The organism is Limnohabitans sp. Rim28 (assembly GCF_000293865.2).
Classification (GTDB): Bacteria; Pseudomonadota; Gammaproteobacteria; order Burkholderiales; family Burkholderiaceae_C; genus Limnohabitans_A.
Genome location: NZ_ALKN02000042.1, coordinates 1 through 1,311 on the forward strand (window position 1 = coordinate 1; position 1,311 = coordinate 1,311).

The following is a 1,311-nucleotide window of genomic DNA, read 5'->3' on the forward strand; positions in this document are numbered from 1 at the left end:
GCGAGACCCCCACCGACTTGTCGGCCATCACCAGCGCAGCGACAGCGGCCCTGTCTGACGCGGCCACCGTGAGCGCAGCCACCACGGCCAGCGAAGCGGCCACCGACGCCAAAGTGGCGGCACTGGTGACAGCAGCCGAAGCGGCGGGCACTGCTTTGGCGAGCGCGCAAAGCGCATTCGATACAGCCGAGCAGGCGCTGGCCACAGCGCTTGGCGCACTGGGCACACCGGCCACCCCCACGCAACTGAGCGCGGTGGAAAATGCTCAAAGCACCCTGAGCACGGCGGCCACAGCGCTGCAAAGCGCGGCCGACACAGCGCAGGCGGCCGTGACGGCGGCCAATGCCGCAGCGACTGCGGCCAACGAAGCCGCGCCCAACCTGAGCACGCTCAGCAGCGCCATCACCGCCGCCCAGTCCGACGCCAGCGGGGCAGCGAGCACCACCACGGCCAGCGAAGCGGCCACCGACGCCAAAGTGGCGGCACTGGTGACAGCAGCCACCGCAGCGGGCACCGCTTTGGGCACCGCGCAAACCGAACTGGATGCAGCGCAGTTGGCGCTGGCCAATGCGCTGAGCGCCATGACCAGCGACCCGGCCACACCGGCGCAACTGCTGGCCGTAGAGGCAGCTCAGACGGCGCTGACGGCCAAATCGGCAGCGGCCACGAGCGCAGCCAATGCAGCCAACGTGGCCGTGACGGCAGCCAACGACGCGGCCACAGCAGCAGGCGAGACCCCCACCGACTTGTCTGCCATCACCAACGCAGCGGCAGCGGCCATCGTTGACGCCGGCACGGTGGCAGGTGTGGTGGCCTTGGCTTCTCTGAGAGCTGCGGCCTTTGGTGACACAGCCATCCTGGCCACACCCGCCATCACCGTCTGGGAAGCGGCGGGCATCACCGGCGTGACCAGCGCGAACCTGGCCGCCATTAACAGCCTGCTGAACACGGCGGGCATCACTGGCACGGCCAATGGCGATCACGACACAGCCAGCGACTTGCAAGCCATGGTCACGGCCTACCTGGAAGTGGCCGCAGGCGCGGACAACAGCGACGACAACGACACCACACTGGACCCAGGGCAACTCAGCGCCTTGGGCCTGGGCGGGGTGATCGACAGCGCAGACGAGATCACGCTGTACAACGACGTGCTCGATCAAGCCAGCGCAGGGGAAGCGGACACCGGAGCCAAACTGGTGGCCTTGGCCACAGCGGTGCAAGCCGTGATGGACGGCACCGCCAGCAGCGCACAACTGGCCCTGCTGGGTGTGACCGTCACCAACGTCACCCCCGACAACCTCAAAGCGGTGC

1 protein-coding gene is annotated in these 1,311 nt (G+C 68.4%); it reads left to right on the top strand.

Annotated features, from left to right (window positions below):
• The coding region (locus tag B472_RS17140; RefSeq protein ID WP_019425619.1) for a hypothetical protein at positions 1-1,311 on the top strand (1,311 nt) is incomplete at both ends.